Here is a 20,056-nt window from a genome sequence, read left to right on the forward strand (position 1 = left end):
TAGCTTTTAAAACAATGTTTTGTTTCCGTAGAAACAACTACTTACATGGCGTTTCGTTCAGTTTTCAAAGATCGATTCGTTTCTTTCGTTTGTCGTTTTCAGCGACTCAACTAATATAACATGTTTTGTCTATTGAAGTCAACAACTAATTTGAAACATTATTTTTGCGTTAGCCACTTCGTGAAGCGGCAACGTTATTCATAATACATGAATAATTAAATGAAGTCAATCACTTTTTTCATGCGATGAATGTTGTTTTCTTAACAACGTTCTCTACTATATCAGTAACTTTAACTGAGGTCAACACATTTAATCAATTCGTTTAAATATAAACTACCTATACTCTACCGAAACCATCTCTATAGTAATGAATCAACTACACTCGCCCTCCATCTGCAGAATTTCAGTTAATCAAATGCTGTTTCCCTCCACTTAAACAAACGTTTATTTAATAGGTTTCATTAAGCGAAGTTTTTAGCTATTAAAAATTCTCCTTTTGTTGGCATTGTTGCTATAGCTGATTGACTTCCGCTCTTGAATGTTCGCTTTCCGCTTCAATTAGCTACGTGTGGTTCGGTTTTTCAAACGCAACAATCTATTTGCAAATAGCGTTTAGAAAAGAACCTAAAAAAGACAGCCTTTGATGGCTGCCTTTTTGAATATCTTATGCAAGGAAAGCGAAGTAGGCAATGAACACAAAGAACAGTGCATACATGATTGGATGGATCTTCTTCCCTTCCCCTTTTACTACCATTGTGATCGGGTACATGACAAAACCGAGCGCAATACCAGTTGCGATACTGTACGTAAGTGGCATGGCAATTATGGTCAAGAAAGCAGGTACCGCAATTTCAAATCGATTCCATTCTATTTTACCAAGTACACCTACCATCAGTACACCTACAATAATTAACACTGGTGCCGTAACAGCTGGGGTTACAACAGATAATAATGGTGAGAAGAATAATGCTAATAAGAAAAGTCCTGCTGTAACAACTGAAGTGAATCCAGTTCGTCCACCTGCTGCCACTCCTGATGAAGATTCGATATATGCTGTCGTTGTTGATGTTCCTAGGATCGCTCCAAGAACTGTTGCAGATGAGTCAGCGAATAATGCTTTCCCCGCTCTAGGCAACTTATTATCTTTCATGATACCCGCTTGTGTAGCAACTGCAATTAATGTACCTGCTGTATCGAAGAAATCCACGAACAGGAAGGTAAGTACAATGACTAGCATATCAATTGAAACTAAATCACCAAGGTGACCAAAAGCAACTCCGAATGTTGGTTCAAGGCTCGGTACGCTTCCAACAATTCCATTTGGAAGAGGAACTTGATTAAACACCATACCTACAATTGCTGTAATAATCATTCCATAGAAAATTCCACCCGTTACATTACGAACCATTAAAATGACTGTTACGATTAGACCAAAAACAGCAAGTAGCGTTGGCCCTGCCAGAAGATCACCTAATTGAACGAGTGTTGAATCGTTGTTTTGAACAATACCCGCACTCTTCAGCCCAATGAATGCAATGAAAAGGCCAATTCCGCTTGCTGCAGCATATTTTAATTCCATTGGAATAGCGTTAATAATCTTTTCTCTAATTTTGAATATCGTAATAATAATAAAGATAATTCCTGATACCATTACCCCAGCAAGTGCCGTTTCCCAAGGTACTCCCATAACAGTAACGACTGAGTACGTGAAGAAGGCGTTTAATCCCATGCCTGGTGCAAGTGCAATTGGATATCCAGCAAGCACACCCATGATTAACGTACCAAGCGCAGCCGCAAGAGCTGTTGCAGTAAAGACTGCCCCTTGATCCATTCCAGCATCAGATAGAATAGCTGGGTTAACGAATAAGATGTAAGCCATCGATAGGAATGTGGTCAATCCTGCTATCGACTCTCTCTTGTATGTTGTATTGTGCTCTTGAAAACGAAAAAAACGATCCATTTTTATTCCCCCCTTATTCCTCTCATCCATCTTCTCTATGACCTATCCATGTATAGACATAAAAAAAGCTCCGGGTTCTCTACCCGGAGCGGACTAATAGGAAAAGAGATGAACAGAAACCACAAAGCTTCACGAGCTAAACGGTCTACTTCTATCTCTGATTCCTTCGTAGTCAGGTTATTTACGGTAACCTGGTAGAGACTTTCGGGCCTTATTCCCGATGTTATACGATGGATGGTCGTTCTTCTATTTACTACTGTAGTGTATCAACTCATCAAGAGTGCGTCAATACCAAACACGAACATTATTTGTTATTAATGTTGTTTTGTTCGGATTTATTCCCACTCAATTGTTGCAGGTGGCTTGGAAGTAATGTCGTACACCACGCGGTTAACGTGATCCACTTCATTTACGATCCGTGTTGAAATGACCTCGAGAATTTCAAATGGAATACGTGCCCAGTCTGATGTCATGCCATCAATAGAAGTTACAGCACGGACGCCGATTGTATAATCGTACGTTCTTGCGTCACCCATAACACCTACGCTTCGGAAATCAGGAAGCGCAGTGAAGTATTGCCAGATGTCACGATCAAGACCAGCTTTCTTAATTTCTTCTCGAAGAATAGCATCTGAATCACGTACAACTTTTAACTTTTCTTCTGTTACTTCTCCGATAACTCGGATACCAAGACCTGGTCCAGGAAACGGTTGTCTCCAAACAATTTCATCAGGAAGACCAAGCTCTGTACCAACGATACGAACTTCATCTTTGAAAAGCATGTTCAAAGGTTCGATTAGATCTAGCTTCATGTCTTCAGGAAGTCCGCCAACATTATGATGGGATTTAATCGTTTGGGCAGTCGCCGTTCCACTTTCGACGATGTCTGTGTATAGCGTTCCTTGAGCAAGGAAAGACATATCTTCAAGCTTCTCAGATTCTTCTTCAAACACGTAGATGAATTCATTACCAATGATTTTACGTTTCTTCTCTGGATCCGTTACGCCTTTAAGCTTTGTAAGGAATCGATCAGCTGCGTCAATTTTGATTAGGTTCATTTCAAAACCTTCACCAAACGTCTTCATCACGCTATCCGCTTCATCTTTACGTAGAAGACCGTGATCGACGAACATACAAGTTAGCTGATCACCAATAGCTCTATGAATGAGTGCGGCAACAACTGAGGAATCAACCCCACCACTAAGGGCGCATAGAACTTTTTTATTGCCTACAGATTCACGAATTTCTTTAATTTGCTCATCGATGAAGTTTTCCATAGACCAGTTACCTTCACACCCACACACTTTATAAACAAAGTTCTTCAATAGTTCATTGCCGTGTTCAGTGTGACGAACTTCTGGATGGAATTGAACGCCATAGAGGTGACGAGAAGAGTCACTCATTGCAGCTACAGGACATGATGGGTTAGTAGCAGCTACTTCAAAACCTTCGGGTGGAGCTTTTACGAGATCACCATGACTCATCCATACAGACTGCTCTTCAGGAAGACCATCATACAGTGGTGATTGATGCGTTACTTTCAACATCGCTTTTCCATATTCGCGGTGCTTCGCAGCTTCTACACTTCCGCCAAAGTGGTGTGTCATAAGCTGCATACCGTAGCAGATGCCAAGAACCGGAATACCAAGCTCAAAAATTTCTTCGTCGCAGCGTGGCGCACCTTCGCCATATACACTGTTCGGTCCACCAGAGAATATAATTCCTTTAGGGTTAATCTTTCTAACTTCTTCTGCTGTAATGGTGTTTGGGTGCAACTCACTGAACACACCAAGGTCACGAATACGTCTAGCAATAAGCTGATTGTATTGTCCGCCAAAGTCGAGGACAATAATGGATTCCTGCTCTTCTAACATCTAATTCCCTCACTTCTATTTAGTCTCTACTAGCATTGCCTTCATTCGGTACAAAAATCTGGTTTACTGGTTATCACCAGTCAATTACCCAAAGAAACTATAAAAAAAGCCAGAACTCTGCCATGGTACAAAGGCAGAATCCTGGCTTTTACTAGGAGTGTCTGCCTTCATAGTCAGATCATTTACGGTGATCCGGTAGAGACTTCTGGGCCTTATTCCCAGGGATATACGAAGGTTACATCTTTCTGTTCAAACTATGGATTCATTCTATCAACCGGCTATACAGCGGTCAAGATTTCATCTTTTTAATTAAATTTTCCCATAATTCCTTCATTTCTACCCACGACGCATCGTTCGTTTTACCACGATAGTAATTCTCTTCATATCGACGCGTTAGCTCTTTCATGTCCTGTGAACCCAGTTTTTGATCAACCTGAACAGCGTATTCGCGTAACGTCTGGTTAGTTCCCCGCTTGATTCCATGTAGATCTAACAGCCATAGGAGTCGGAAATAAGCTTCAGAGAGCGCCTTCCCGTCGTCTCTTCTTTTATATCTTGATAGAACAATGCGCCTCAACCATTTGCGATAATTCTTGTACGCAATATAAGCTAGGACTAGTAGAATAACAATCAGTCCAATTGAATGCCATTTTGTCCACTCGAGTGAAAAAGAAGATGTGTTGGAAGTTGCTTGGTTTTCAGTAGCCTGGTCTTGTTGCTGAGCCTGATTTTCTTCTTCTTGAATTGGATCAGGAGTTTCAGCATTTGCTGTTTCATCATCAACATAGTCATTTACAAATTCTGCTTGGTTAGAAAACCCTCGTGTTGGTTCAAACGGCACCCAACCGATTCCAGGAAAATAAGCTTCCACCCATGAATGAGCATTGTTATTCGTAACTTCATATTCTCGGTAATCTCCTGATGTAGAAACATACTGTCCTTCTGTAAATCCTTTGACCCAGCGCGCTGGAATTCCAAGGCTTCTTAAAAGAACAGTCATTGAGCTTGAAAAGTTGTCGCAGTACCCAAACTTCGTCTCAAATAGAAATTGATCTACGTAGTCTTCGTTTTCACCAGGTACAGCAACGTCATTTGTTTCATAAACAAACCCATTCCCAACAAAGTAGCTTTCAATAGCTCTTGCTTGATCATAGGGGTTCGTATCATCTGCTGTAATCTCTTGTGCAAGAGCCCCTACTCGATCAGGAAGTGTGTCAGGCAATTGAAGATATAGTTCTTCTACTTCTGTAGGGTAATTAGCTGGTGCATCCCGTAATAGTTCTTCTGAGAAAGTAGGAGATTCATAGTCAAGACTATACTGGTCTAATACGAGAGGTTCACCTTGATTCTCAGTAAAAACCTTACCTGTAAGAGGGTTTTCAACATATTGAACTTCGGCTTCAGACTCAATATCGTTTACTTGACCCGGATGAATGATAAAGCTGAAATCTTCATTTCCGCTCATATTCAGGGTAGTATCAGATGACTCTACCTCAACACTCTCTTCATAAAGGGTTTCTGTACTACCCCCAAATGGCACGCGATCAGATCGCGATGCTTCCCAACCTTTTCCGGTATAGACGTCCTTCGTTTCAACTCTCCAGTATCCTCGATCTTTAATTTCGGCAGTGAAAACAGGTGTATCATCCATAACGAAAGGTCCACCAAGACGAGAATCATCCTCACCATATCCAATCTTACTTATCCCATTTCCACCTTCGCCATCTCCATCACCAGTTCCTGTGGTTTTCTTCAGAAACGGTACCGGATCAGCCCATTGCGGTTCCGCTTTCGGTGCAATATAGCCAAATAAAGAAGAAAAGGCAATGATGACAATAAGCGGCATGAGCCAGTACACAGGAAAACGTCCTTTTGAAAACGTAACACCCTCCTGTTCTTGAATACGAAGGATTTGCAGTAGGCCAAGAAGAATAAACCCAATTACAACAATCCGGATAATCGCATTATCGGCATTGTAAACTGTAAATGTATCAATAACGGTAATGTAGACAACCGTTACAAGTAAGAACAAGAAGATTCTTCTCGTTTGAATAAGCCAGTATTGCATTAAATAGCTAATGAGCCACAGCAAGATGAAAAACAAAAAGGTTCGAAACACATTCGATAATGCATCAAAGCTCCCATCAAATAGTAAGCCTATATTTTGTGAAACGTCAGAGAGAAAATATTCAAACCAAAGAAAATCAAAAAACGAACCAGGAAAGAACATAGCATGAAGCGCATAGACGAGCGATACGACTTTAATCGGGAACGATAACCAGAACGGCAATTGAAAATACGATAGTAGAAAAAGAAAAGCGGTAAACAAAATGAAAATTTCCGTTTGTCCTGTATCAGAAATAATCGAAAGTGGTCTTAACCATTCCCAGAATAAGAGAAAGCCAAGTGCGTAGAGAAGAAGCGAATAGAGCCAGTCTGTTTTTTCATTACCTTGTTGCACGCTTCCTACCCCCTCTTATTTCTTCATTAAATGATTCACCAGCAATTGCATGTGTTTTAATCCCATATTGAGAAAGATCATTGAGTTCCGCCTGATCTTCTAATGTTAAGTGTTCAGTAACATAGAAAAATTCAACTTGAACCTTTTTGGCAACGAGCTGTTTTAACGTAGACGTAAAAGCTCCATCAAGAGAAGGGCTTATGATTAACACTCCTGTACCTGCAGGAAAATGATGCGCTTCCTTTTTAACAACCGTATCGAAAGAAGTGTTCCCGTTTGCTTGTACTCGCGCAAGATGGTGAAAGACTCTCCTACGCTGCGCTTTACCTCCGTTAATGCTTAGCACGGAATGATCCTTACCAGATGATACAAGTCCAATCATCGCATTCTGCTTTAATGCTGCATTTGTCACGGAAGCGGCAAGCTTTACCGCTTTCTCAAATAAAGGGGACTCTTCTCGGCCGTAATGATGCTTCTCTCGATCAAGAAACACCATAAAGTCCTGACTGATTTGTTGTTCAAATTGCTTGGTTAGAAGCTTTGATCCCTTAGCCGTTGCTTTCCAATCAATCCACGAGAGTTTATCACCAGGTACATAGTCACGAACGCTTACTGCAGTCGTATAATCCATATCCGCTTTTTTAGGCGATGGTCGTGTTCCCGAGAGCTGTTGATTGTACGGGGACCAGTAAATGTCCTGATATGTAGGAAGGACATAGATCGATTCGACATGCTTAAACGTTTTCTCATGACGGACGAAGCCAAACATGTCCCCTACTTTACACTTCAACTCTTTCAAGTCATACTCCCCTCTTGGAATTGGAGTAATGGAATAACTGAAAGATAGCTTCTTCCTAAACATAGGTAGAAGTAATGCAAGCGAACGCTTTTGATACCGAGATGACGTCTCATGCGCATACGGAACAAGCTGTTCTGGAAGGACATCCTCCACCACAAGATAAAATAGGGGAAAATGACTTTTTCGATCCACCTGAATTGTCACAGTTAGCTCCTGACCATCTGTTAACTCAGAGTGGCTAATCGTACGCGTTAACCGCACATCATTCAACGGATAAAATAGAAGAAGAAGGGAGTAAAGTGCGAATGGCAAAAAGCTATAGAAGAGGAACCAACTAACAAATCCTCCTTGAAACATCGCATATGAGAAGGTAGCGAGAAAAATAAGTGCTAGAAATAGAAATTTCAGCACTCGATTGTTGGCAAGCTTGTCCCTCATTTTACTTTCTCTTCCCTCCGAAGAGGCACCCTGACTCGGTGAATAATCTCTTTAATAATTTCTTCTGGTTTCTGTCCTTCGAAAGCCGCCTCAGATTTCAGGATGATACGATGGGACAAGACGTAAGGTGCAAGGAACTTCACATCATCTGGCAGAACATAGTCTCTATTTCTCATAAACGCATAAGCCTGGCACGCTTTCATCAAAGAAAGAGAGCCACGAGGGCTTGCACCAAGATAAATCGACGTATTATTCCTCGTTCTACTCACAATATCAATGATGTATTGTTTAACGGAGCCCTCTACAAACACAGCCTTAACCTTTTTCTGCATATCCAATAACTCATCTAGTTCAAGAGCTGCGCCTATAGAGTCGATAGGATGAGCATGCTCAGTCCGATTTAACACTTCAAGCTCCTCTTCTGGAGATGGATAACCCATACGCAATTTCAATAAGAAGCGATCAAGCTGCGCTTCTGGAAGTGGATAAGTTCCTTCATATTCAATCGGGTTTTGTGTTGCCATTACAAAGAAGGGCTGCGGGAGAATATGCGTATCACCATCAACAGTAACGCTCCCCTCCTCCATGCCTTCAAGAAGAGCTGATTGTGTTTTAGGGGACGTTCGATTGATCTCATCCGCTAAAACGATATTTCCAAGTAATGGCCCTTTTCGGAATTCGAATTTCATTTCTCTCTGATTGAAAATGGATACCCCAGTTAAATCAGAAGGAAGCAGATCTGGTGTAAACTGAATCCTGTTAAATCGCGCGCCCACTGATTTGGCAAGTGCACGTACCATCATTGTTTTACCAACCCCTGGAACATCTTCAAGCAGAACATGACTTCCCGCAAGTAGTGCAACAAGACTTAATTCAGCAACATCACGTTTCCCTACAATAACTTTTTCTATATTCTCAATAACTCGCTTTACAGCTGGTTGGTACGCATCAAATTGGTACGATGAACTCATATCTGTCTCCCCCAATAATTAATGATCTACGTCATATATTTTGAAAATAGGTAACTTTTCCTATAGCAATACAATGCTTGGTTCTAAAACAAGTGTCTGAATACTCATAACCTTATTGTAACAAAAATTAGAATGGACAAGTTAGTGCGAGCTGGTTTTTCTTCTATGATCATACTCTAGAGAGTGGTACATCGAAGAAGTTTATCATCAACCCGCACGGTATGTTGAACAGATAGAAATAGAGCGAATCCTGAATGTCAGGATCCGCTCTATTTGGTATGTGGATTCATTGCCGCTACCTGTTCAACTACTTATAAATTAATCTTTCACTACGTTATTTCTCTTAACTCAGTGAACTTCGCATATACAAATGTTGAATAAAGAACAAGTAGGATCGCTCCGGCTGACATAATCGTGTTAATCGAAATACCCATTGAAAGAACTAGAGAGGTTATTACATAGCTGACCGGGATAAGCCCCATCGAAGCAAGAGAGATTAACCCCATCACACGCCCCAACATACTTTCCTCAATCATACTCTGAACCGCTGAAATAAAGGGAATGTTACAACAAGAAAGACAAGCACCAAAAACCCCAAGCATTACCATACTCAACCATAGTGTTTCGGCAAAACTGAATCCCATAAAAGCTAACCCAGCTATAAGTAATGCTACTAATGCTATATGTCCTCTATTCCTCGATACATTTAACACACCAATGACAATTGCTCCAATTAGCATTCCTCCTGCAAGTGCCGCTTCTAATAGACTGAAATAAACAGCATTTCCTTCCAAAACTGATTTAACAAAGAGTGGTAGTCCCATCGTCATAGGGCCTACTAGAAATAAGTTCAGAAAAATAGTTGTTAAGACAATCAACATGAGCGGTCTTGAATTTCTGACATACTGAACGCCCTCTTTAAATGAGCTCCAAAATGATTTCTCAGTAAGGGAATCTGATGAAGATGAAAGCGGTACGCGGATCAAGTAAATGAGAACACTTGCAACGAGTAGCATAACTGCTGTGGTCGCAAACACAATTTCATAATTACCAAACGCAATAATAAGACCTGCGAGCATCGGAGCTAAAATAAATGATGCTTGATTTGTCATTTGGATGATAGAGTTTCCTCGGGTTAAATTGTCTTTATGAATAATCGAAGGAATAACAGCACTTTCCGCAGCCCAAAAAAAGGCGTCGAGAATACCGAATACAAAAGCAACTCCAACAAATGTCCATAGCGTGATATCTCCGAAAACAAACCATAGAACAAGACCACCCAAAAGAATACTCCTTGAGAAATCCGACATAAACATAATTTTTGTCTTACTCAATCTATCTGCAACCGTTCCACTAATAACCATAAAAATGATCCTTGGTACACTAGAAGCAATATAGATAAAGCCAAGTGATGCTTCTAGATTCAGAACGTTTACAATGTACCAGCTCTCTGAAAACAAGAAAAACGAAATGCCAAAACTGGAAAGGAGCGCCGCAGCCCAGAGGAAAAGGAAATTCCGATTTTTGAAGATCGACGGCACCTGTTCAGTTAACCCTTCTAACTCTTCTTTTACAGCCACATTTTTACCTGTCATCGCCATCACACCTCTACTGTTTTGATACTCTAAGTCTAGAGAAAAAAGCGTGATCCAGCGATAACCCTTAGATTGAATTAATCTAAGTCTTAAGACTGAAAATAAACTATTACACTGAATGACTTATTGTTCTTTAAACCATTTGGGTTCATAAAAACCCTGGAAATTTTCTTCAATGACTTTTCTAAACTCTTCTGATTGTACCGCCTTCTTAATGTCCTGAACGTAAGGAGAATCGATGTCTTTTGTATTTACGACTACTTGATTAATAATGTTATCAGGCATGTCATCTCTCACTAATGCCTTCGTCAAATCCATGCCAGAAGCAATTGCAAAATTCCCATTCACAGCTGCAAGGTCTACTGAGTCTAAGGTTCTTGGTAATTGAGCTGCTTCTACTGGTTTAAAGACTAGCTCTTTCGGATTATCTGTAATATCTTTCACCGAGGCACGAAGAGGATCAACATCTTCATCAAAATCGATTACTCCATTATCTTTAAGTACAGTAAGACCTCGTGCCAGATTAGTAGGATCATTAGCAATGGCTACCGTACTTCCCTTTTCTATCTCTTTTAATGATTGATACTTCTTAGAATAAATACCAATTGGAGCAGTAGGGACTTTTATAACGCCACTTAACTCCATATCATTTTCCTTTGCAAAAGCACTCATATACACTTCATGCTGATACAAATTTGCATCTATCGATCCATTTTTTAGAGCCATATTGGGTTGAACATAGTCATTGAACTCCTTGATTGTGACTGAGTATCCTTGCTTTTCAAGATATGGTTTGACACCTTGTTCCAACATATCACTATATGGAATCGTTCCGCCAAGGACCAACTCTTTTTTATCTTCGCTACTTGCCTTACTTCCATCTGACGCGCAGCCTGATAATAAACCAACAACTATTAGAAGGAAAATTATTAATGCCTGGTTATTTTTCATGGTCATCACTCCTTACTCATTTTTTATCTACTGCTTTGGATACAAAATCACCCATGTATTGAACAAACTGAACTAGAACGACTAGAAGGATAACAGTAGTGAACATAACAGTATCATCGTAACGGTAATAGCCATAACGGATGGCTAAGTCCCCAATACCACCGCCACCAATTGTACCCGCCATTGCTGAGTATCCAATTAAACTGATTGCTGTTATAGTAATACCTGTTATTAATCCTGGTTTCGTTTCTGGCAATAAAATATGACGGATGATCATCCAAGGAGAAGCGCCCGTCGCTACAGCTGCTTCAATTACTCCTTTATTAATTTCACGAGCTGAAGATTCTACTATTCTTGCATAAAAAGGGATCGCTGCTACTGACAACGACACAGAGGCTGCTAATGGCCCAATAGTCGTTCCAAGCAAGAAGCTAGTTAGTGGCAAGAGAAAAACGAGCAGAATAATGAACGGAACAGATCGAATCAAGTTGATAACGATACCCACTGCCTGTTTCACCCATTTATTCTCTAGAATAAGTCCTTGATCGGTGACAAACAAAAGAATTCCTAATGGCAGTCCTATAAGGAAAGCAAAAGACAAAGCAATTCCAACCATGACTAGCGTTTCAACAAATGCGAGATTCAATTCAGGCAAGAGCTCGATAAGTCGGTCCATCCTCTATCACCTCCACTTTATGTACTCGTTTATGCAAGTAATCAATAGCTTGATTGACTTGATCCTCTTCTCCACTAATGTCCATAATAAAAACCCCTAGAGGTGTTTCATGGATGTACTCTACTTTCCCATGAAGAATATTTGCTCTGACTTCAAAAGCTTGGATCATATCAGAAACGACAGCATCGGTTGCAAGATCTCTTAGAAAGATTAGTTTTACTAGCTTGCCTTTTACACGATTCATCATGAGTTCCGGAATTTCAAATTCCAGAACGTTTTGAATAAACTTTTTCGTTAATGGATCTTTTGGTGCAGAAAAAATGTCAAAAGTGGTGCCTAACTCTACTACTTTACCTTCACGCATCACTGCACAACGATGACAGATTTCTTTAACAACTTCCATTTCATGCGTAATGACAACGATTGTGATTCCTAACTTCTGATTAATCTCTTTCAATAAAGAAAGGATCGACTCTGTTGTATTTGGATCTAAAGCGGATGTTGCTTCATCACAAAGCAGTATTTTGGGGTCATTTGCTAAAGACCTTGCAATACTGACTCTTTGCTTTTGTCCACCGCTTAGTTGAGATGGATATTTCGCCAACTGATCACTCAATCCGACTACTTCTAATAATTGAACAACTTTATCCCTAATGTGCTTTTTCTGTACTCCAGCAGCAAGAAGTGCAAATGCCACATTTTCAAACACCGTCTTAGAAGCAACTAAATAAAAACCTTGGAAAATCATCCCGATTGATTGCCTTGTCTTACGAAGTTCTTTGTTTGATAGTGTTAGTAAATCAATGCCATCTACTCTAACAGAACCTGTTGTTGGCCTCTCTAACAAATTAATAAATCTGAGAAGTGTACTTTTACCCGCTCCACTATACCCAACGATTCCAAAAACCTCCCCCTCGTTCACAGTGAGCGAAACGTTGTCTACAGCTATATTCTTTTCTTTTTTACTCCAATACTCTTTCGTAATCTCTCTCAATTCAATCATTGGACTTGTTCCTGTTTGAAAGTATAGGCTTTTCCTGGATGGTCAGCAGGTAAGGTAGCTTGTCCGTGAGAAAACAATTTCTCTCGGAGTGTTCCATCTGCATACTCTTTCTTATATACCCCTCGCTGCTGTAATTCAGGGACGACTAACTCAACAAATGCTTCTAAATCACCTGGTGTTACAAGGTGGTTCAAATTAAATCCATCCACACCAGAAGCTTCGAATTGAAACTCGATTGCATCCGCTACATCCTGAGGATTACCTACTATGACGCTATTCCGATCGATTGCTTCAAAACGATTTAACACTTCTCTAACTGTTAGTTTCTTCGGCGCATCTTTTGTCAGCATAGCCGCTTTATATTGCCCGCCTTCGGTCGGCTTTTTATATTCAAACGGCGCGTCTAAATCCATTCCTTCAAATTCTTCCACATCATATCCGCTAGCTCCGTATTGTGCTTTCGCAGCATCTGAACTCCATAGTTTGTTGTATTCTTCAAACTTTTGCTCGGCTTCCTCTGTTGTATGACCAACGATGACGCTTAGGAAAGAGAATATTTTGATGTGTTCAGGATTTCTTCCATGCTTAACGGCTCGTTCTCTAATATCATCCGCATAGTAACGAATTCGCTCAGGAGTGGGACCTCCAACAAAAATGCACTCCGCATGTTTCGAGGCGAATTCACGCCCTTTTTCTGAAGTTCCAGCCTGATAGATAACTGGAGTTCGTTGTGGAGAAGGTTCACTAAGGTGAGGACCTTCGACACTGAAATAATGTCCTTCGTGATTGATTTCGTGAACTTTGTTTGGATCAACAAGAGTATCTGTTTGATGATCCTCAACAACCGCTCCATCTTCCCAACTGCTCTCCCACAGTTTGTAGGAAACGTCCATATATTCATGAGCGATATCATACCGTTCATCATGACGAATCATCTTATCGAGCCCAAAGTTACGAGCAGCATTCGGTAAATAGGACGTCACAACATTCCAGGCAACTCGCCCTTTTGTTAGGTGATCAAGAGTCGAAAACCTGCGCGCATTGCCGAACGGTGCTTCATATGTCGTACTCACCGTTACAGCGAATGAGAGGTGTTCAGTAACACTCGCCATCGCAGGGACGAGAAGTGCGGGATCATTGATCGGAACTTGCAACCCGTCACGTATTGAAGGTTCTTTACTCTTTTGATAAACATCATATACACCGAGAACATCAGCGAAGAACACCGCATCGAACTTCCCTTTCTCCAATGTTTTAGCAAGGCTCAACCAATAATCCAATTCTTTGTATCCCACGTGTCGCTTGCTTTCTGGGTGTTTCCATAACCCATGTGAATTGTGCATAGAACTGTTCATTTCAAACGCATTCAAGATCATTTGTTTACTCATTTCTCCATACCTCCACTCTTTTTTAGGACGCAAAAAGGCCTCTTCATAAGAAAAGAAGAGGCCGTGAAAAAGCAACTGTCTTTTCTTATCCTTCAAGCATTGCTTGCTGGAATTGGCACAGTACTCATGCGAGTCTGTTGCCGAGGCTTCAAAGGGCCAGTCCCTCCACCTCTCTTGATAAGAAAGTTTATTTTATTGAATTTAACGATGAATATACAGCACCGCTTCATGACCTGTCAACAAGAAATCAAAATATTATTTCTTTTCTAATTCTTTGTTGACATTGGATTAATTTGTCTTTATTCTATTCTTTAACGCGCTAATACATTTATCTAGAGTCAGGGGAGGAATCTGGTCCAATGATCCTGCAGCAACCGCTTGTCACAAGCAAGGTGCTCATTCCAGCAGACTTTTTGTCTGAAAGATGAAGCTTGTATGGTTCGAATCAAGAAGAGCCTAAGTCTACTTTCAGCCCGAGAGTAGACTTTTTTGTATGGCTCTTTTCTAAAAGATTGTTGCTTTTGAAATAGTTTTATAAAACTAATCTTAGTGATTGGAGCGGAAGGATGCTCGACTCCTGCGGGACTAGCGGGACAGGCGAGACCCCACAGGAGCGTTAGCGACGAGGAGGCTCAAGTGTCCCGCTCCGCGGAAAGCGAGCATCCTGGAGCGGAAATTAACTCACTATAGCAACAATGTTTACGAAAAGAGCTTTTGTATAGAGAAAAAGGAGGATAACGATGCCATTCGCAATCGAAAAACAGCCTAACTTAGAAGAAGACCTCGCAGAGCTAGTAGAACGGTTTAAAACAAGAGCCGCCAAATACGATGAAGAAGAAAGGTTTCCTTATGAGAATTTCGAAGACTTAAAGGAGAAGAACTTTCTATCACTCACAGTGCCAAAAGAATATGGAGGCTACGGACTTAACCTGTTCGAGTTCTTGAAAGTTCAAGAGCAGCTTGCCTCTGGAGATGGAGCTACCGCCCTCTCCCTCGGTTGGCAGCTTGGTGTCATATTAGAAATCGCTGAATCAAGAGCATGGGATGAAGATGTCTTCTCAAAAGTGTGCGCACTTATCGTAAACGAAAAAGCCCTCTTAAACCTCGCGCAAACTGAAAAAGCGACCGGAAGTCCTTCCCGCGGAGGAACCCCTCTCACGACCGCCACTAAAACACCCCATGGATGGGTGATCAATGGGCGGAAATCATTTACGTCGATGGCCGTTGCGCTTAATTACTCCATCGTCACTGCCGATGTTGATCAAACTGGAAAGAAAGGGTTTGTGCTGATCGATCATAAGCTTGAAGGTGTTCAAGTGGAGGAAACATGGGATAGCATCTCTATGAAAGGCACAAAGAGTGATGACCTCGTATTGAATGACGTTCTTGTTAAACCTGAAGACTTGTTAGTCATAGAGGAAAAGCAAACGTCATTACCGAAAGGATGGTATTTGCAAATCCCCGCTGTGTACCTCGGCATCGCAACGTCAGCCATGGACTACACGGTCGAATTTGCCTCTACCTTCTCCCCTTCAACACTTCCAGGTCCTATTAAAGACGTCTCGGAAGTACGTAGGAAAATAGGTGAAATGCAGTTAGAGCTGTTCAACGCGCGAGAAGTTCTTTATTCTGTCGCACAGCGTTGGAGTGAAAACCCTGATGAACGCCAGCAAATGGGGGCTGATTTAGCAGCAGTTAAGCACATCGTTACAAATAGCGCGAATCGGGTCGTCGATTTAGCGATGCGCGTGGTTGGTGCAAGAAGTCTCTCAGCCAGCAATCCCTTACAACGACACTTTCGAAACGTCCGAGCAGGGCTTCATAACCCGCCGACTGATGATGCGATTGTTTATAGTCTTGCAGACAGTGTGTTCAAAGACTAATTGACTTTATATGTATAAATGAATACTAAGTATAGGAACAAAATCTTGTAGGAGGATGAATAACGATGAGCGATGTTGTACTAATTTATGGAGGTAATTCTCTACAATCGAGACTGAAAGGGATCAAAGATTACGCAGAACGTTATTTAGATGAGCGCTCGATCTCCTATGAATCAATCAATGTGATTGACCTTCCCGCAACAGATTTAATCACCGCTAACTTTAGTAGTTCTGCCATTATAGAAGCCAATGAAAAAGTGGAGAAAGCGAATGCTGTAATCATTTTGACTCCTGTTTATAAGGCATCATATACAGGGATATTGAAAACTTACCTTGATCTTCTCCCTCAAAAAGCTTTGAAGGGTAAAGCGGTTCTGCCGTTAATGATCGGTGGTTCGTTTGGACACTTACTTGCGATCGATTACGCACTTAAGCCTGTTTTGTCCTCCCTTGGAGCAACAACTCTTCTTAGCGGTGCTTATGTGATCGATCAGCATGTCCAGCGTGGCGAGGGGGATACTTTTGTGTTGGATGAGGAAGCGATAGAACGGGTGAGCGTTAACTTGCAAACGTTGGGGGAAGAATTGAAGAAATAAAAAAAGAGATGACGAACGGAAATGTTCGTCATCTCTTTAAGTTTGTGAAAAGGGAGGTGATGAAATATAGCCAAGTGAATTAAATGTTAGGGTCATTGTTACTTCCCATACTAAATTCACTAAGTTATATTATTACATCATGCCGCCCATTCCACCCATACCGCCCATGCCGCCCATATCAGGCATGCCGCCGCCTGCATTTTCTTCAGGCTTGTCAGCGATAACGGCTTCAGTTGTAAGAATCATAGCTGATACAGATGCTGCATTTTGTAGTGCAGAACGAGTAACTTTAGTAGGGTCAACAATACCAGCGTCAACCATGTTTACCCACTCACCAGTAAGAGCGTTGAAACCAACACCGATTTTTTCGCCTTTAAGGCGCTCAACCACAACAGATCCTTCTAGACCAGCGTTGTGAGAGATTTGGCGGATTGGCTCTTCAAGAGCACGAAGAACAATCTTAACGCCAGTAGCTTCGTCTCCAGCAGCTTCAACAGCTTGAACAGCCTTAACGACGTTCACTAGTGCTGTACCACCACCGGATACAATACCTTCTTCAACCGCTGCGCGAGTTGAGTTAAGAGCATCTTCAATGCGAAGTTTACGCTCTTTCAATTCAGTTTCAGTTGCCGCACCAACTTTGATGACAGCTACGCCGCCAGCAAGCTTAGCAAGACGTTCCTGAAGCTTCTCTTTATCGAACTCAGATGTTGTTTCTTCAAGCTGAGCTTTGATTTGGTTTACGCGACCAGCAATTTTGTCAGTTTCGCCAGAACCTTCAACGATTGTTGTATTTTCTTTCGTTACAACAACTTTAGAAGCACGACCAAGCTGAGTAATGTTTGCTTGTTTAAGATCAAGACCAAGATCTTCCGTGATTACTTCAGCGCCAGTTAGTGTACCGATGTCTTCAAGCATCGCTTTACGACGGTCACCGAAACCAGGAGCTTTAACAGCTACTGCATTGAACGTTCCGCGAAGCTTATTCACAACTAGTGTTGCAAGAGCTTCACCTTCAACGTCTTCAGCAATCATAAGAAGTGGTTTACCTTGTTGAACAACTTGTTCAAGAACTGGTAGTACATCTTGAATGCTAGCGATCTTCTTATCCGTAATAAGGATATAAGGATCTTCTAGAACAGCTTCCATTTTGTCGGAGTCTGTGACCATGTATGGAGATGCATATCCGCGATCGAATTGCATACCTTCCACTACTTCAAGCTCAGTAGCAAATCCTTTTGATTCTTCAACAGTGATAACGCCGTCGTTACCAACGCGCTCCATTGCTTCAGCGATCAATTGGCCAACTTCTTCGTCAGCTGCAGAGATTGATGCAACTTGTGCGATCGACTCTTTGCCTTCGATTGGTTTTGAAATGTTTTTAAGCTCTTCAACAGCAGCTCTAGTTGCTTTCTCAATTCCTTTACGGATAACCATTGGGTTAGCACCAGAAGCTACGTTTTTAAGACCTTCGCGTACCATAGCTTGCGCAAGAACTGTTGCAGTTGTTGTACCGTCACCGGCAACATCGTTCGTTTTGCTAGCTACTTCAGCTACAAGCTTTGCACCCATGTTTTCGAATGCATCTTCAAGCTCGATTTCTTTCGCGATCGTTACACCATCATTTGTGATAAGTGGAGATCCGAATTTCTTCTCGAGGACAACGTTACGTCCTTTTGGGCCGAGTGTAACTTTAACTGCATTCGCAAGAGAATCAACACCGCGAAGCATTGCGCGACGGGCTTCTTCACTGAACTTAATATCTTTAGCCATTTGTTACCCTCCTAAATGTATGTAATTCTTTTATTTTTGTTATTACTTTCCTACGACAGCAAGAATGTCATTCTCGCGAAGGATTAGATACTCTTTACCGTCATACTTTACTTCAGTACCAGCGTACTTGCTGTAAATAACAGCATCGCCTTCTGATACTTCAAGAGCTACGCGCTCTCCACCGTCAGTTAGTGCACCGCTACCTACAGATACGACGCGACCTTCTTGTGGCTTTTCTTTTGCAGAATCCGGAAGCACGATCCCACTGGACGTCTTTTCTTCTAATTGAATTGGTTCGATAACTACTCGATCACCTAAAGGCTTTAACAACTCAAACACCCTCCTCAGATGGATATAATGGTTTGATTCGTCTCATTAGCACTCACCATCGTCGAGTGCTAACACAAGTATATAATAAAATAATTCACTATTCTTTTGCAAGTAGTAAGGATGAATTTTTTTACAGAAAATTTGCATACCTTCATTTACAAGCATTCGCACTCAAAAAATAAGACTTCTGAACTAGAATTAGCCTCGTGCTTTTTTCTGACACATTTGTCCTTTCCTTCAGAGGTCTTATATCCGGCATTCCCATTACCAAATGTGTTAAACTAATACGAGTATGCGAAATACCTTAATATAGGTATGCAAACCACTAAAAGGAGTTATGCTTCTTGGCCAAACATTATTGGACTATATTGATAACCTATATCGTTATGCAACTGTCAGGACTTGTAGGAGTAAGTTTACTCGAGTCGTTAAATGTTTCTAATCCAGTTGTCACCTGGTCAGTTTTCAGTTTTTTGACAGCGCTCATTATTATGCTAATTCTTCTACGTTCAACACCTGATGTTCCTTTTGAACGCTCTGCTCGTGTATCCAAAGGGCAAGCAGTTGGATGGAGTATTCTTGGCGTGTTTATGGCATATGCCTCTCAAATTATCGCTGCAATGATTGAGATGAATGTTTTTGGAATCGAACCGGGCTCCGAGAACACAGAGATGTTAATTGAAGTAGCAAAAGCAGCACCTCTCTTCATCATTGTAACATCTGTTATTGGCCCGATCTTAGAAGAGATTGTTTTCCGAAAAGTTATATTCGGAGCATTATACACTCGATTTAATTTCTGGATAGCAGGCATTCTAAGCTCAGTAATCTTCGCTGCCATTCATTTTGACTTTTCACATCTTCTTATTTATACGGCGATGGGACTTACGTTCTCATTCTTATACGTTAAAACAAAGCGACTTATCGTACCGATCATTGCTCATATGACGATGAACACGATTGTTGTAGTAATAAACGTCTATTTTGCTGATGATATAATGGAGATGGAGAAGCAGCTCGAACAAATGCAATCGTTTATTGGAGGATTTTTCACATGAAGTTTTCACCAACTTTAATGGGGTTTTTCTATGCAGGTCTAGGTTCCATCTTCACATACCTTGCCATTCAAAGCGCTGGTACGGATGGGGAGATGTGGAGTTTCTGGACGATCTTGCTCATGGTTCTCGCCACGGTCGATTTCGTTTATGCGATCCGTTTCTTTTTATTAACAAAGAAAATTAATCAAATGAAGAAAAATGAAGAAAACAAAAAGCGATAGGACGAGTAAACTGTACCCTATAGATTAGACACTTTGAAAAAAGGTCTCTCTATAGGGTGCTTTTTTGTATACTGGAAGAAAC

The 20,056-nt window shown here is 41.2% G+C and carries 16 protein-coding genes and 4 riboswitches; of the genes, 4 read left to right on the forward strand and 12 right to left on the reverse strand.

Features of this window, described 5'->3' with window-relative positions; genetic code table 11:
* Positions 1-664: 664 nt before the first annotated feature.
* From AB986_RS19985 to AB986_RS20030, 10 genes are all read right to left on the reverse strand, one after another.
* On the reverse strand, positions 665-1,960 hold the full coding sequence (locus AB986_RS19985; RefSeq protein ID WP_048313419.1) for an NCS2 family permease: 1,296 nt from the start codon (positions 1,958-1,960) through the stop codon (positions 665-667).
* Positions 1,961-2,109: 149 nt separating this feature from the next.
* Positions 2,110-2,211: riboswitch (purine riboswitch) on the reverse strand.
* An 84-nt stretch (positions 2,212-2,295) separates the two neighbouring features.
* On the reverse strand, positions 2,296-3,834 hold the full coding sequence (gene guaA / locus AB986_RS19990) for a glutamine-hydrolyzing GMP synthase (RefSeq protein WP_048313420.1): 1,539 nt from the start codon (positions 3,832-3,834) through the stop codon (positions 2,296-2,298).
* Positions 3,835-3,984: 150 nt separating this feature from the next.
* Positions 3,985-4,086, reverse strand: a riboswitch (purine riboswitch).
* A 37-nt stretch (positions 4,087-4,123) separates the two neighbouring features.
* Positions 4,124-6,295: a transglutaminase TgpA family protein gene (locus tag AB986_RS19995; protein ID WP_048313421.1), complete on the reverse strand. Its 2,172-nt coding sequence runs from the start codon at positions 6,293-6,295 to the stop codon at positions 4,124-4,126.
* On the reverse strand, positions 6,282-7,532 hold the full coding sequence (locus tag AB986_RS20000) for a DUF58 domain-containing protein (RefSeq protein WP_053216277.1): 1,251 nt from the start codon (positions 7,530-7,532) through the stop codon (positions 6,282-6,284). The genes AB986_RS19995 and AB986_RS20000 overlap by 14 nt, the downstream gene beginning before the upstream one ends.
* Positions 7,529-8,503, reverse strand: a complete 975-nt coding sequence (locus tag AB986_RS20005) for an AAA family ATPase (protein ID WP_048313422.1) — start codon at positions 8,501-8,503, stop codon at positions 7,529-7,531. Before AB986_RS20005 ends, AB986_RS20000 begins: the two co-directional genes overlap by 4 nt.
* A 329-nt stretch (positions 8,504-8,832) precedes the next feature.
* Positions 8,833-10,098 (reverse strand): MFS transporter, encoded by a 1,266-nt coding sequence (locus AB986_RS20010; RefSeq protein WP_053216278.1) that lies wholly within the window; start codon positions 10,096-10,098, stop codon positions 8,833-8,835.
* 123 nt (positions 10,099-10,221) lie between these two features.
* On the reverse strand, positions 10,222-11,049 hold the full coding sequence (locus tag AB986_RS20015; RefSeq protein WP_048313423.1) for a MetQ/NlpA family ABC transporter substrate-binding protein: 828 nt from the start codon (positions 11,047-11,049) through the stop codon (positions 10,222-10,224).
* Between the two features lie 16 nt (positions 11,050-11,065).
* Entirely contained in the window at positions 11,066-11,725 is a 660-nt protein-coding gene (locus AB986_RS20020) for a methionine ABC transporter permease (protein ID WP_048313424.1), read from the reverse strand.
* Complete coding sequence (locus AB986_RS20025; protein ID WP_048313425.1) at positions 11,697-12,728, reverse strand: methionine ABC transporter ATP-binding protein; 1,032 nt, start codon at positions 12,726-12,728, stop codon at positions 11,697-11,699. Before AB986_RS20025 ends, AB986_RS20020 begins: the two co-directional genes overlap by 29 nt.
* Positions 12,725-14,116 carry an LLM class flavin-dependent oxidoreductase gene (locus tag AB986_RS20030; RefSeq protein ID WP_048313426.1) on the reverse strand — a complete coding sequence of 464 codons (1,392 nt, stop codon included), beginning with the start codon at positions 14,114-14,116 and terminating at the stop codon, positions 12,725-12,727. The genes AB986_RS20025 and AB986_RS20030 overlap by 4 nt, the downstream gene beginning before the upstream one ends.
* Positions 14,117-14,198: 82 nt before the next feature.
* Positions 14,199-14,300: riboswitch (SAM riboswitch) on the reverse strand.
* 141 nt (positions 14,301-14,441) lie between these two features.
* Positions 14,442-14,547, forward strand: a riboswitch (SAM riboswitch).
* A 309-nt stretch (positions 14,548-14,856) separates the two neighbouring features.
* Here AB986_RS20030 and AB986_RS20035 point away from each other — a divergent pair.
* Both AB986_RS20035 and ssuE read left to right on the forward strand, forming a co-directional pair.
* Positions 14,857-15,999, forward strand: coding sequence for an acyl-CoA dehydrogenase family protein (locus AB986_RS20035; protein WP_048313427.1), 1,143 nt, complete (start codon positions 14,857-14,859; stop codon positions 15,997-15,999).
* A gap of 65 nt (positions 16,000-16,064) precedes the next feature.
* On the forward strand, positions 16,065-16,595 hold the full coding sequence (gene ssuE / locus AB986_RS20040) for an NADPH-dependent FMN reductase (protein ID WP_048313428.1): 531 nt from the start codon (positions 16,065-16,067) through the stop codon (positions 16,593-16,595).
* 132 nt (positions 16,596-16,727) lie between these two features.
* On the opposite strand, the gene groL is transcribed toward ssuE, so the two are convergent.
* Positions 16,728-18,368 (reverse strand): chaperonin GroEL, encoded by a 1,641-nt coding sequence (gene groL, locus AB986_RS20045; RefSeq protein WP_048313429.1) that lies wholly within the window; start codon positions 18,366-18,368, stop codon positions 16,728-16,730.
* Positions 18,369-18,410: 42 nt separating this feature from the next.
* The gene (gene groES / locus AB986_RS20050) at positions 18,411-18,698 is read right to left on the reverse strand and encodes a co-chaperone GroES (RefSeq protein ID WP_048313430.1); all 288 of its coding nucleotides are present in this window, start codon (positions 18,696-18,698) and stop codon (positions 18,411-18,413) included.
* A gap of 344 nt (positions 18,699-19,042) precedes the next feature.
* Here groES and AB986_RS20055 point away from each other — a divergent pair, with 344 nt between their 5' ends.
* Both AB986_RS20055 and AB986_RS20060 read left to right on the forward strand, forming a co-directional pair.
* Positions 19,043-19,753 (forward strand): CPBP family intramembrane glutamic endopeptidase, encoded by a 711-nt coding sequence (locus AB986_RS20055; RefSeq protein ID WP_048313431.1) that lies wholly within the window; start codon positions 19,043-19,045, stop codon positions 19,751-19,753.
* On the forward strand, positions 19,750-19,974 hold the full coding sequence (locus AB986_RS20060; protein ID WP_048313432.1) for a YdiK family protein: 225 nt from the start codon (positions 19,750-19,752) through the stop codon (positions 19,972-19,974). The genes AB986_RS20055 and AB986_RS20060 overlap by 4 nt, the downstream gene beginning before the upstream one ends.
* The last annotated feature ends 82 nt before the right edge of the window (positions 19,975-20,056 follow it).

The organism is Guptibacillus hwajinpoensis, assembly GCF_001039475.1.
Classification (GTDB): Bacteria; Bacillota; Bacilli; order Bacillales; family Guptibacillaceae; genus Guptibacillus; species Guptibacillus hwajinpoensis.